Source organism: Thiobacillus denitrificans DSM 12475 (genome assembly GCF_000376425.1).
GTDB lineage: Bacteria > Pseudomonadota > Gammaproteobacteria > Burkholderiales > Thiobacillaceae > Thiobacillus > Thiobacillus denitrificans.
The window spans coordinates 81,659-92,447 of record NZ_AQWL01000008.1 but is presented as its reverse complement, the minus strand read 5'-3'; the positions used below and the strand labels follow the sequence as shown (position 1 = coordinate 92,447).

Sequence of the window (10,789 nt, the reverse complement as noted above, 5' to 3'; positions counted from 1 at the left end):
GCTCTCCCTACACCACCGTGAGCGCGCCGAGGTTGATGTCCACCGTCGGTCCGGTGAGATTGATCACCGCGCCCTTTCCGTTGGAGATGATGATGCCGAGGTCGGTCACCGAGATCATCGCGCCGGTGGCGGTCTGGATCTGGATGCCGCCGGTGGGGCCGGGCACGTCGCTGATGACGATGCCGTTCTTCAGGGGCGTTTGCAGCGTGATGCCCGGCACCGCCGGCGGCACCATGTGCGACAGCAGCGGCACTTCCGCTGCCATGCCCCAGAATCCCCCCACCCAGATCGGATAGTCCGGATCACCCTGTTCGAATTCCACCCACACGCCGGCGCCGATCAGTGGCACGGTGAACATGCCCATGTTGATGCCGGCCACCGGCACGCAGGGCATGGCCCAGCTGGAGAGCATCAGGTTGGATACGTCTGGAACCAGCACCTGTATGCGACCGATCTGCATGGGATCGAGGTTGTTGATCACCGTGCCGCGGTATTTTCCGAAGTATTTTTTTGCTTCGCTCATGCCGGCACCCTCGGTACGGTGGACACCAGGCCGTTGCGCACCAGCGTGAAGTCCTGTTTGTATTCGCCGCGCTTGATGGCGTGCGTCACGCTCTTCACGTAATACAGACCATCAAACGCCGCACCCGCGCCGCGCACGCCAACCAGTTGGCGCGACTTCAATATCCGGCCGTAGCGAACCACGTTCAGCGAGCCGGTGCCCGTCACCGCATCGGCATGTTGCGAGGCATACGCCAGGCCGGTCATCACCGCGCTCAGCGGCGACTGCTTGGCCGTGTTGCTGAGAAACTTGAGCTTCGGCGGCAGCGGCGGTATCGCACCCAGCGGCGGATTGAGCGGCGTGATGTCGGGGATGGGAATCGGTATCGGTGCCTTGGTCTGCTGATTCTGGATGAACACCACCGGCATCTCCTTCGATTCCTTATCGAAGCGGAAGGACAGTGACTCCACGTTGGTGTGGGCATCCATGTCGGTGTTGAGCGCCGGCTGCGGTGCGCCCAACTTGATTTCCGGCCCCCAGTACGCGCGGCTGGTGCCGGGAAGTGGACCAGGGTCGATGTAGAACACATAGCCCGCTTCGTGTGCGAGCTGTTTCACGTAGGCGTAATCGGTGCCTTGCTGGCGCGGAATGCGCTCGATGGGGATGGGAATATCTTCCACCACGCTCGGTATCGTCAACGGAATGACACCGAATGCCGCGTACTTGGCCAGCACCGCCAGCACGCGCAGCACAGGCGGCATGGCGGGGAAGGGGATGCCGTCCAGTTCGATGAAGTCCATCAGCGCGCTCAGGTCTTTGCCCTTCACCACCAGACTGGATTTGCCGCCACCGACGGGACGCACTTCGTGATTCGTCATCACGCCGTCGATCAGAACCTCGGCGTTGCCGCCCATCATCGCCACGATTACCACGCGCATGATGGGAATGGAGCTGCCGCCGGTGAGCAGAAACAGCGTGTGCAGCGGCGAACGCTTGGACAGGCTGAAGGTGAGCTCGAAGCCGCTCTGTGTGTCGCCGCCATTCACCTGAACCTGCACCTGTTCCAGCGCCTCGATCACCTCGCGTGGCGCCGGGACGGGCACAGCGGGACCGATGTAGAGCTGAAGGTTGATCCCCTCAAGCATCGCTCGCTCCCGGAACACCTTCCGGCAGGGTGATGGCGAGCGTCGTTCCCGGCGACTCGGTTAGTTCGTCGGGGCGCACCGCGCGGTTGGCATCGCACAATCGCCAATACAATTCCGCGTCACCCAGATAACTTGCCGCCAGATTGTCGAGGCGGTCGCCCTGCACCACCGTGTGTTCCTGCACGACGCTGAAATTGTCCGGCGGCGGCACGAAGCGCCGTTTGAGATAGGCGATCGGTTCCTGACTGTTTTGTTCCAGCGTCGCCACTGCCACGCCGTAATAGCGGCTATTGGGCGGGAAAGACGAGCTGTTCAATACGCCTGCGTTCAGCAGCGCCTGCAATGGATCGCTCATGACAGCCCCTCCAGGCCCAGTGTGCTCAACGTGGCGCCCGGTGCCTTGCCAGCCAGCGCCTCCTTGTTTTTGAGATAACTCATGAACAGGCTGCCGCCCTTGTGGCTGAAGCCGAGATCATCCACCGACAACACGCGCAGGCCGAGGCTCACCCTGGCGCGAATGGGATTGAGCAGCGGATCGAACGCTTCTTCCGTCACCGAGAATTCGGTGATGCGCACCGGCACCGCGCGCTGCTTGCTCCACACGAACAGCGTGAGTGGCGCTTCCATCGGGATGATCTCCAGCGCGCCGCTGCCGGCCAGCGCGTTGTTGGCTTGCAGCGCGGAGCTTTCGGGGTAGATCAGTGTTTCCAGCGCCGCCAGTTGCGGATGGATGCCGTGCTGCACGGTGTTGTTGTTCTGGCCGGGAAATTCCAGCTGGTCGGTAGCGTCGATCTCCGCTTCGAGCTTGAAGGTCTCCACCGGCGGGCCCTTCATGCGCAGGGGCTCGGAACGGTCACCACCTTCGGCGGCCAGCGCGTGTATCTGCAAGGAGCGGCTGAGGTTGTCCGGGTTGTATTGCAGCGAGATCACGCGCAGCACCTGGCCGCTGCCCGGGTCCATCAGCACAATGCCGGCCTTGAGCAGGCGCGGCGACGAAGTCAGGCTCATGGTTTGGCTCCGGCACCGGCTCCGGCTTCTTCCGGTGGCGGCGTAAAGGTCGAGGTGGTAAAGAAATCCGGCTGGGTCTCGGGCGGCATGAAATATTCGTGCCGCGCCGGGTTGAGACTGCTGTGGTGCAGGTAGGCGATGACGCGCTCGGCCACGGCTTTCAATGTGGTCGTCCCTTTACTCGAGTGCGTACTCTCCACGCGCCAGGCATAGCGGCCGGGATTGTTGAGCTGTTTGCGACCTTCTGCGATCACGGCGTTATTCGCAGGCACAGGGTCGCGGCTGCCGGTAAACGTGCCATCAAAGGGCTTTTCTCCCGGATTGCGGAAGGTGCCGCTGAATTCAAAACTGTTCGGGTCGGCAGAGGGCAGCATTTTCTTCACGGTGAAATGGCTCTCCGCAAAATTTTTGCCGAACACGCGCTTGGCTTCGGCGAGATTGCGCGGATCGGGGAAAGTCGTGCTAAAAGGCTTGTTCCGGTACATGCGTTGGCCACGTTGCTGGAAGGTGCCGTTTGCCTTCGCCGCAGCTTCGGAGCGCGGGTCGCGCGCTGCCAGCGCATCGGCGATTTCCTTGCGCCGCTTTGCGGTCAGGTGCCCGTAGAGCCGGTCTATTTCAGGCCGCAGCTCCTTGGCGGTAAACAGCTTGGTGCCGGGGCGCTGGAACATCGGCCCGGACAGCGACTCGGTCATGCTGGCTTCCTCCACCAGCTGCTTCTCCTCGGCGGCGCGCTGCTTGATCTCAGCATCGATTTCCTTTTGCCGTTTGGCCATCTCCTTCTTGCGTTCTGCTGCGGCCTTCCTCTTTTCCGCGCCCTTGAGCGTGGGATCGATGACGGCAGGCTCAGGATGCGCCTGCCGGATCTTGTCGCGGAAGGCGCGGCGCGCGCGCTCGCCAAGCTCGGGGTCCACATTGAAGCCCTGCTCATGTGTGGGTGCGACGACGGTGCCGTCACCCCCGAAGGCTTCATCGATCAGCTCGACCATTTCGCGCGTGCGGCCGAGGTCGCAGCCCTTGATTTCGATGCGTGACTGCTTGTCGATCTTGCCGCCGACCTTGGGCAGCGTGCTCTTGCCCGCCTGCGGGTGCAGCGCGGCGCGCAGCTCGGTGACAGGCAGATGGGCATCCTCGTCGGCGGAGTCGAGGCCGAACGACAGCGTGCCATCCTCATTGGCATGGGTCACCAGATACAGCGTACCGACCGCTCCGCTCACTTGGTCGCGCACGTACTCGAGCACCGCGCTCAGCGAACGCTTGTCCGTCACCATAATGGCTTTCGGCAATTTGGCGCGATAGAAGCGTTCGGCTGTGGCATAGAAAGGATTGCCCGTGCCTCTCCTGTCTTGACCCATCAGGAATACGTAATCCTTGCGCTCCACCGTCGCCGCTGCTGCGGTTGCGGTGGCAGGTGCAGCACTCCCGGTTGCATCCAGCAATTCGACCTTGCCTTTGAGCAGCGCGTCGCGGCCACCCTTGAATTTCTTCATGATGAGCGCGTCCAGCCGCTTGCGCGAATCGCCGTTCAGGTCCGATTCCAGCCACTCGATGCTGACGCCGCCGGGAGCGAACATCGTGCGCAGATCGGCGTCACCGCTCCGTTCCAGCAGGTCCAGAATGCGGTCCTCGTCATCGCCCAGCGTGGCCCCATCCAGCATTTCGTTGATCAGCAGAATCTTCTGTGAGGCAATCAATCTGAACTTGCTGTTTCCCGCCTTCCAGCGCCGCACGATCGCACGCGCCTTGTCGTCGTTGTAATAGCCGCCCTTTATCTTGTTGTCCTTGGTGATGTCGGTCAGGTATTCCTGCAGTTCGTCATCGCTGTAATCAAGCTCCGCGCCGAACAGACTGGGGACAAAAAAGAAGAAGTCGCGGAAGGCGCGTCCAACACTTTCCGCCGTAGTGGCGCGTTGCAGCATGGGAAAGGATTTCTCGCTGGCACCGCTTTGTTGCACAACATGCGCCAGTTCATGCGCGAGCAATTGCCTGCCCATGGGCGTCCTGGGCGAATAGTGGCCCTGCGCAAACGCGATATTGCTGCCCGCTGTATAGGCCAGCGCGTCGACCGATCTTGCCGATCGGGCGGCGCGCTCATCGGCATGGATGCGCACGCTGCTGAAATCATGGCCGAAACGTTCTTCCATGAATCCGCGCGTGGCAGCGTCGAGCGGCTGGCCCGGTGCGGCGAGCACATCGTTCACCAGCAACGGTGCGGCGTCGTGCGTGGCGCCGCCGGCTGCCTGGCGTTGCACCGGAGCGCCTTCCTCTTTTTTCTTCTTGTCCTGCTCTGTTGCGTCGCTCGCTTCACTCCTGGGCTTGAGCTCCAGTTCCTCATCCAGCAATGAGAACGGCTTGGGCTTGAAGCCGTAACTGGGCGTGGGGAACTGCATCGACAGCGCCGACGGCGCGGGCGCCAGTGCGGGGGATGCATCGATCCTGCCGAGCCCCGGCAGCTTGCCGACACCGCTGAAGACCGCGCGCTTGAGGGCTGCTTCCTCCGACTCCTGACGTTTCGCTCCGGGCGATCCTGGTTGGTAACGCAAGCCGGCGCGGAACTTGGCCTGGTCCAGCGCCATGCGTGCGTTTTCCTCGCGCTGCAACTCGGCCTTGGTCTTCGCGGGCTTTTTCGCTCCGCCCAGCTGTTCGGTATACGAGAACGTGATCATCGCCTTGGAAGGGTTGTCCACCGGACCCTCGTAGGTAAGCTTCACCTTCAGTCCGGGCGTGATCTTGTCCAACGGGATCTCGGGGATTTGCGCCGGCAGTTCCTTGTGCGTCGCTGCCAGCGTCGCCACCGCCCCCGCGGCTGCCGCACCGGTGATGATCTTGCCCGGCAGGGTGCCGATGAAGCTTTCGCCGGCCTCCTTGGCGCCCTTTACCAGCGGGTCTTGTTCAGCTTTCTCCTTGAGCTTCTTGCCGACATCGGTTTCGAGGAATGCCTCGCCGAGTTTTTGCGCGGCTTCCTTGTATTTGTCTTCTTCGCTCTTGGGTTTTCCGCCTTCTTCGCGCTGTACTTGCGTGACCGGGATGCGCGACAGTGACAGTCCGGAATTGGACAGGCCACGCCCGCTCGCCACCGCATTGGCTGCGCGGTCGGCTTCGCGCTCGTAGGCGTCGCCCGGCGTGCCGATGCGCAGCGTCGACTTGCGCTGCAACCAGGGGCGGGCGGGGCCTTCCGGGTTGGTGGTATAGGCGCGCTCAGCCATGACGAGGCCCGTGAGTTTCTGCCGTGCCTGAGCAGGCGATTCCGCTGAGTGACTGCGCCAGTGCACTGCCCAAAGTGTGCGCGTTATAGTGCGCAGGCAGCGTAATGCTGGCACGAGCAGTGTGCAGGCTGGCGTCACGCAAAGCAGGCGCCGCGCACAATTCGCGGCTCAGCGCCTCATGCAGGGCGGCGCTCAACGCTGCCTCGTTTACCTGGGTGAAGCCGCGCAGCACCAGGTTGTCGATGTGCAGATGAATGGCGCCCGGTTTTGGCATCGTGTTCATCGCCAGCCTCCGATCTCCGCCTCATTGATCGGCTTTTCCAGTTTCGAATATTCGGTACGCGCGGCGCGGGCGAGGTGGGCCATGGACAAAGGCGTGCCATCCTCGGCGGCGAAGAAGGCGGCGTTCATCGCGATGTTGCGGATGTTGCCGCCGGAGACGTGCAGGCGCGCCAGTTGATCGAGCTTGAGTTCATCGTGCGGCAGGGCCTCGGGAAAAATGCGCCGCCAGATCTCGGTACGTTGCGACACGTCGGGAAACGGGAACTGCACCACGAAGCGGATGCGCCGCAGAAAGGCCGCGTCGAGCGACGACTTCAGATTGGTGGTCAGTATCGATAGCCCGCGGTAGGACTCCATGCGCTGCAGCAGATAGGCGAGTTCGATGTTGGCGTAACGGTCATGGCTGTCCTTGACCTCGCTGCGTTTGCCGAACAACGCGTCCGCTTCATCGAACAGAAGCACTGCGCCGCTGGTCTCCGCCGCGGCAAAGAGTTGTTCAAGATTCTTTTCGGTCTCGCCGATGTATTTGCTCACCACTGCGGACAGATCGATGCGGTAGAGGTCGAGGCCCAGTTCGCCCGCCAATACCTCCGCTGCCAGTGTCTTGCCGGTGCCGCTCTCGCCGGCAAACAACGCGCTGATGCCGAGGCCGCGTTCGCTCTTGCCGGCGAATCCCCACTGTTCATACACCGTGGTGCGGTGGCGTACCTGGCGCACGGTGTCGTTCAGGATGGCGCGTTGCGGTGCGGGCAGAATCAGGTCGTTCCATGTGGCGCGAGGCGTAATGCGCTGTGCCAGTCGTTCCAGTTCGCCGCGGGCGCGGCGGCGGCAAATTTGCCAGAGAATCTGGGGTAATGCGCCGTTTTTCATTTCAGAGCGCGTCTCCTCCGCTGCGGCAGCGATATCCTCGGCAGAAAAATCGAAATGCGCCGTGATGGGCAGCAGTACCGTATCGTCTATTCCCTCGACATCCGCCAATACGCCGCGCCACAGGTCGCGTTGCTCCACTGCCAGCGGTTTGCGTATCTCCATCAGGATGCAACGCTGCTGCATGGTCGCCGACGGCTTGCCGAGCAGGATCACGGGACAGTCAAGCTGGTCGAGCAGCGGGGCAAGCTGCGTTCCACACTGGTCATCCGTTTCGATGGTCAGGGCGCCACGCATGAGCAAACATTCGCGCGTGAGCAACTGCGCCAGCAGTGCGCGTTCACCAGCGCCGGATGGGATGTCGTTTGCGCGCAGGCACAATGGATGCAGAGCCAGCGTGCCGCAGACGTGCTCCGCCACGGCGCGTATGCCACTGGGGTCCTGGCCGTACAAGCCGAGAAGGGGAAGCCGGCCTTGCGCATCGCGCCAGGCGTGAAGCAGGTGCTCCGCTTGTTGCCGTTGCGAGGGGGGCAGCAGCACCTGCGGAAGATCGCGCAGCAGCCCGTCCAGCCGTGCGTCCTGCGCGGGAACACCGAGCAGATAGTGGAGGATGCGCTCGTCGATAGACAGACGCGCGGTGGTGAGTCGGGGGCTGTTGCCGAAATTGATCAAATGCCAGTAACGCAAAGGCGCCTGGGGCGAGCAGGCACTCCAGTGGGCTTCGGGCAACACCGCGAGCGCCAGGCCGAAGGTGAGATGCCCGACGTGGGTGTCATCTTGATTCGCACCGCAGAGTTGAGCGATGTTCGCTTCCAGTTCCATACCTGCACAGAGCAGCAGCAACGTGCGTTCAAAGGCCGAGAGCTGGAATTGTTCGCTCAGAAAATCGAGGACACGCGAAGTGTCGGCGGGCTTTTCAACTGCGATCGCCGTGTCGCGGTCGAGCGCATTCTCCAGCAGTTGCTGCAACCACGCGAGTTCGCCGTTCAGGGCACGCCGGTTGGTCTCGATCCATTGATTGTCGTCATGTGAGCTCATGCCGGGATGCTCATGCGTTGTGTCGTATCGAATTGCGGCGGCGTAACGGCTCGATTCACCAGCAGGCTGTCTGCACCGTCAACACGCAAGCGCAGCCATTGCGCTCCAGAGGCGAGTTCGGGGAACGGGAAGGCCAGGCTGCCGGTTTGTGCGATGAAGTTGTCCGGCGAGGCCTCTCGACCGCCGCCATTGAGACTGACTTTTTGTCCCGGTCTGACTTGCGGGGTGAACACCAGTGTCAGCGTGACCTCGCCGCTGGCGGCATCGCGCACGGCCGTGGAGGAAGCGATATCGATACGCGGCGCCAGAAGCAGTGGCAGCGTATTGGTGCTGCGAACTTCCGTCTCGCCCGGGCGCTGCAGCAGCAGGGTGACGTTCCACGCTCCCGGCGGCCAGGCGAGTTGCGCAGCGGCGTTGTTGGGCAGGGCGATGCTCAGGGCCTCGCCGTTGGCGTTGGTGCCCACGCTGATGTCGATCGGGTTGGCAAGACGCGGGTGTTCGAAACGCGCCACCACGCCGGTGCCCTCCAGATTGTGGCCGCGCAGGGTGAAGGTATCGCCGAGCCGGGCCGCCAGTTGCTGATTGGGCGGTTCGATGGCGGTGAGCATGGGGTAGGGCGGAATCAGGCTGGCACCCGCCATCACGCCGCGCTCGCGTCCGCTGGCGGGGTCGACCTGCCCACGCGTCAGTACCGGCAGCGCGGAGCGCGTCGCACGTTGCGCCTCGATCAATACCACCGACACATGATAGGCGGCGGTGGGTCGGTAATGTGCCTGCAGGGCTGACCACAGCTTGGACATTTCTTCAGTGCTCATGGTCATCGGCGTGATCTTGATCTGTTCGACCTGATCGGCGAGGTCGGCGGCGGAGAGCGCCTGAAAAGCGGGCGGCAGGATGGCGCCGGGGACGGTGCCGCCACTGAGCGCCGTGCGTATGGCCTGCCGGTCCAGAACCGGCGCCTCATGCAATAGATGCATCGCATAACCCAGCAGGATTTCGCCGTGCAGTTCCGCCGCGCCGTAGGCGGTGAGCAGGTAATGCAGGTCCAGGGCCAGCGGTGGATTGGTCAGGCGCGTGCCGCGTCCATCGCGCGACGGCAAGCCTTCGTTGCGCCACCCGGTGTTGGGCGTCACCTGATGCATGAACAGATTGAGCTGCGTGCGCCCGTTGGCAACATCTACCGCGATGGTGTCGGGGGGCACAGCCGTGACATCCACATTGCTGCCCAGCGACCCGGTTATGTTGTGGTCGATGAGGCCGTTGTTGAGCAGATCGCGCAACACAGCGGTGACGGCGGCGATGGCCAGCGGGCTGCTCATGATGCGCCTGTTCCGCGTTTGAGATAGTCGCCCAGGGATAGCGTGGGTTGGCTCGCCGGGCGCGGGCGCTGCGTGGCCGGGGGGGGGGCGATGTTCGCCCTGACTTCGACGCGGCCGATGGTAATGTGCACCGTGGGTGCGTCAGGCGTGCCCACGTCCCCAGGCTTGGGGGTGTCAGCGGCGACAGGAAATGGCGCGACGGATTCCGCTTTACGTTGCGGCAACAGCGGCAACCAAGGCTCCGGCGCGGCGGCAGGCATATCCTGTTTTCGCGATGCGATCGGTGGCTTTAGTGACGCGGCAGGGCGGGGAGCGACAGGAGCAAGCAGCGGCGGTGGCATCCGGGAATTCTCTGGTGTCGTTTCGACGACCGGGACGAGCATCGCTTCAACCCGCGGTGGCGCGCTGTCGGTGTGCACCGTAGGCGATGCTTCCGGTGGAAGGGGGCGTTGTGGCGGGTAAACGGAGGTGCGTGGTTTTCCGGCGGGAGGGTCGACGCGCGCGGTCGTGCATGGCTGTATTGGGAGCGAGGCGGGCGTGGCGTTCTGCGCTGGGTCAGCGACAGCCATCATGTCGGCGCTGTTGCCGGTCGAAGACTCTTCGGCCGGCGCGAACAAGCTCGGCAGCCGCGGCGCAATCAACGGTGCTTCACCCATGCTGCGCTGCGCCAATCGGGTGAGAAAGTCATTCATGCCGCCACCCTTTGCAGATAGGCGTTGCGGCGCACCGGGCTCATGCCGAGGATGTCGGCCTCGCGCCAGCCGTAGGCGCATGCCAGTTGATGCACTTCCATCAACAGCCGTTGCGCACGCGCATCCACTTCCTTCCACAGGATGTGTGCGATATCCAGTGTCGCCTGCCAGCGGTGTTCGCAGGCGGGACATGCCAGTTCGATCAGTAGTTCCGCTTGCGGATCGGTCATGAGCGCTGCCTGCGCGACCGCAGCACTTATCGCTTCCGGCAACTCGCCGGCACTCACAAACGCATCATTGCGACGTGCCTCGACCACGCACCGTTGAAGCAATAAACGGTGCGCCTCGGCGACGTCGGCGGCACCCGCCGCCGCGGCGAGATCAAAACTGGTGAGCGGGCGCATGCGCAGTTGGTAACCCTCGGCATCGAGCGTGTGTTCGTAGACTTCCGCGTCCGGCGCTCGCAGCGTGCTGCAGGAAATCTCGAACTCCACCGCCTCATTGCATTGCGGGCAGGTGCCGCGACTATTCAAAGTGTCGCCAAAGGTGGCCAGGCGCAAGTCCAGCAGCCGCGCGTCGCGCCGGCCCAGTGGCAGCGATGCCAGCTCGTCTCGGGAAAGCCCCGGCTCTGATGTCATCAACAATGCGATCGCTTGATCGACAGGATGGTAACGGTGGGCGGACTCCCATACTGCAAGGATGTCGGCGTCACTGAGTGATCGCATGGCTTACC

Annotated in this window: 10 protein-coding genes; all 10 read right to left on the bottom strand. The window is 63.2% G+C overall.

Going from position 1 to position 10,789, the window contains the following annotated elements; genetic code table 11:
• Window positions 1–7: 7 nt before the first annotated feature.
• The 10 genes from B059_RS0113335 to B059_RS0113295 are packed head-to-tail and all read right to left on the bottom strand — an operon-like array spanning window position 8 to window position 10,781.
• Window positions 8–523, bottom strand: a complete 516-nt coding sequence (locus tag B059_RS0113335; protein WP_018078756.1) for a phage baseplate assembly protein V — start codon at window positions 521–523, stop codon at window positions 8–10.
• Window positions 520–1,647 carry a hypothetical protein gene (locus B059_RS0113330; protein ID WP_018078755.1) on the bottom strand — a complete coding sequence of 376 codons (1,128 nt, stop codon included), beginning with the start codon at window positions 1,645–1,647 and terminating at the stop codon, window positions 520–522. The genes B059_RS0113335 and B059_RS0113330 overlap by 4 nt, the downstream gene beginning before the upstream one ends.
• Entirely contained in the window at window positions 1,640–2,002 is a 363-nt protein-coding gene (locus tag B059_RS0113325; protein ID WP_018078754.1) for a LysM peptidoglycan-binding domain-containing protein, read from the bottom strand. Before B059_RS0113325 ends, B059_RS0113330 begins: the two co-directional genes overlap by 8 nt.
• On the bottom strand, window positions 1,999–2,655 hold the full coding sequence (locus B059_RS0113320) for a hypothetical protein (protein WP_018078753.1): 657 nt from the start codon (window positions 2,653–2,655) through the stop codon (window positions 1,999–2,001). The genes B059_RS0113325 and B059_RS0113320 overlap by 4 nt, the downstream gene beginning before the upstream one ends.
• Window positions 2,652–5,858 (bottom strand): eCIS core domain-containing protein, encoded by a 3,207-nt coding sequence (locus B059_RS19960; RefSeq protein ID WP_018078752.1) that lies wholly within the window; start codon window positions 5,856–5,858, stop codon window positions 2,652–2,654. Before B059_RS19960 ends, B059_RS0113320 begins: the two co-directional genes overlap by 4 nt.
• Window positions 5,851–6,141 carry a hypothetical protein gene (locus tag B059_RS0113310; RefSeq protein WP_018078751.1) on the bottom strand — a complete coding sequence of 97 codons (291 nt, stop codon included), beginning with the start codon at window positions 6,139–6,141 and terminating at the stop codon, window positions 5,851–5,853. Before B059_RS0113310 ends, B059_RS19960 begins: the two co-directional genes overlap by 8 nt.
• Window positions 6,138–8,045 carry an ATP-binding protein gene (locus B059_RS0113305; protein ID WP_018078750.1) on the bottom strand — a complete coding sequence of 636 codons (1,908 nt, stop codon included), beginning with the start codon at window positions 8,043–8,045 and terminating at the stop codon, window positions 6,138–6,140. Before B059_RS0113305 ends, B059_RS0113310 begins: the two co-directional genes overlap by 4 nt.
• A complete protein-coding gene (locus B059_RS0113300; RefSeq protein ID WP_018078749.1) occupies window positions 8,042–9,364 on the bottom strand; it encodes a Pvc16 family protein in 1,323 nt (440 codons plus the stop codon). The genes B059_RS0113305 and B059_RS0113300 overlap by 4 nt, the downstream gene beginning before the upstream one ends.
• The gene (locus B059_RS20825; RefSeq protein WP_157273698.1) at window positions 9,361–10,056 is read right to left on the bottom strand and encodes a hypothetical protein; all 696 of its coding nucleotides are present in this window, start codon (window positions 10,054–10,056) and stop codon (window positions 9,361–9,363) included. The genes B059_RS0113300 and B059_RS20825 overlap by 4 nt, the downstream gene beginning before the upstream one ends.
• On the bottom strand, window positions 10,053–10,781 hold the full coding sequence (locus B059_RS0113295; RefSeq protein WP_018078748.1) for a T4 family baseplate hub assembly chaperone: 729 nt from the start codon (window positions 10,779–10,781) through the stop codon (window positions 10,053–10,055). The genes B059_RS20825 and B059_RS0113295 overlap by 4 nt, the downstream gene beginning before the upstream one ends.
• Window positions 10,782–10,789 lie beyond the last annotated feature (8 nt).

What these genes read in the sequence shown, in the direction of transcription:
- B059_RS0113295 (WP_018078748.1), bottom strand. Translation starts at nt 10,781, where the DNA reads ATGCGATCACTCAGTGACGCCGACATCCTTGCAGTATGGGAGTCCGCC.
- B059_RS0113335 (WP_018078756.1), bottom strand. Translation starts at nt 523, where the DNA reads ATGAGCGAAGCAAAAAAATACTTCGGAAAATACCGCGGCACGGTGATC.
- B059_RS0113305 (WP_018078750.1), bottom strand. Translation starts at nt 8,045, where the DNA reads ATGAGCTCACATGACGACAATCAATGGATCGAGACCAACCGGCGTGCC.
- B059_RS0113330 (WP_018078755.1), bottom strand. Translation starts at nt 1,647, where the DNA reads ATGCTTGAGGGGATCAACCTTCAGCTCTACATCGGTCCCGCTGTGCCC.
- B059_RS0113325 (WP_018078754.1), bottom strand. Translation starts at nt 2,002, where the DNA reads ATGAGCGATCCATTGCAGGCGCTGCTGAACGCAGGCGTATTGAACAGC.
- B059_RS20825 (WP_157273698.1), bottom strand. Translation starts at nt 10,056, where the DNA reads ATGAATGACTTTCTCACCCGATTGGCGCAGCGCAGCATGGGTGAAGCA.
- B059_RS19960 (WP_018078752.1), bottom strand. Translation starts at nt 5,858, where the DNA reads ATGGCTGAGCGCGCCTATACCACCAACCCGGAAGGCCCCGCCCGCCCC.
- B059_RS0113320 (WP_018078753.1), bottom strand. Translation starts at nt 2,655, where the DNA reads ATGAGCCTGACTTCGTCGCCGCGCCTGCTCAAGGCCGGCATTGTGCTG.
- B059_RS0113310 (WP_018078751.1), bottom strand. Translation starts at nt 6,141, where the DNA reads ATGAACACGATGCCAAAACCGGGCGCCATTCATCTGCACATCGACAAC.
- B059_RS0113300 (WP_018078749.1), bottom strand. Translation starts at nt 9,364, where the DNA reads ATGAGCAGCCCGCTGGCCATCGCCGCCGTCACCGCTGTGTTGCGCGAT.